Genomic DNA, 1062 nt, shown 5'->3' on the forward strand with positions numbered 1-1062 from the left:
CTTGCCGTACTTCGCCGTCTTCCAGACGTTGTACATGAAGGGCAGGATCGACAGGCCCAGCAGGAACGAGCTGATCGTCGAGATGGTGTTCAGCGTCGTGAAGCCGTCGGCCGCGAGGTAGTCCGCGTAACGGCGCGGCATGCCCTCGGCGCCCAGCCAGTGCTGGACGAGGAAGGTGCCGTGGAAGCCGATGAACAGCGTCCAGAAGGTGATCTTGCCGAGGCGCTCGTCCAGCATCTTGCCGGTGAACTTCGGCCACCAGAAGTGGAAGCCGGAGAACATCGCGAAGACGACCGTGCCGAAGACCACGTAGTGGAAGTGCGCCACCACGAAGTACGAGTCGGAGATGTGGAAGTCCATCGGCGGCGAGGCCAGGATGACGCCGGTCAGACCACCGAAGGTGAAGGTGATCAGGAAGCCGACCGCCCACAGCATCGGCGTCTCGAAGGACAGCGAGCCCTTCCACATCGTGCCGATCCAGTTGAAGAACTTCACACCGGTCGGGACCGCGATCAGGAACGTCATGAACGAGAAGAACGGCAACAGCACGCCGCCCGTGACGTACATGTGGTGCGCCCACACCGTGACCGAAAGACCGGCAATCGAAATCGTCGCCGCGATCAGACCGATGTAACCGAACATCGGCTTCCGGGAGAAGACCGGAATGACCTCGGAAATGATGCCGAAGAACGGTAGCGCAATGATGTACACCTCTGGATGCCCGAAGAACCAGAAGAGGTGCTGCCACAGCAACGCACCACCATTGGCGGCATCAAAGACATGCGCACCGAATTTACGGTCCGCCTCCAGCGCGAACAGCGCCGCCGCCAGCACCGGGAAGGCCAGCAGGACCAGCACACCGGTCAGCAGCACGTTCCAGGTGAAGATCGGCATCCGGAACATCGTCATGCCGGGGGCCCGCATGCAGATGATCGTCGTGATGAAGTTGACCGAACCCAGGATCGTGCCGAAGCCGGAGAAGGCCAGACCCATGATCCACATATCGGCGCCGACGCCCGGCGAGCGGACCGCGTCCGACAGCGGGGAGTAGGCGAACCAGCC

The 1062-nt window shown here is 62.1% G+C and carries 1 protein-coding gene; it reads right to left on the reverse strand.

Annotated features, from left to right (window positions below):
• On the reverse strand, nt 1-1062 hold a 1062-nt coding region (locus ACH4E7_RS45690), incomplete at both ends, for a cbb3-type cytochrome c oxidase subunit I (protein WP_396255140.1).

Origin of the sequence: Kitasatospora sp. NPDC018058, from assembly GCF_044327205.1 — a bacterium.
In the GTDB taxonomy this organism is placed as follows: domain Bacteria; phylum Actinomycetota; class Actinomycetes; order Streptomycetales; family Streptomycetaceae; genus Kitasatospora.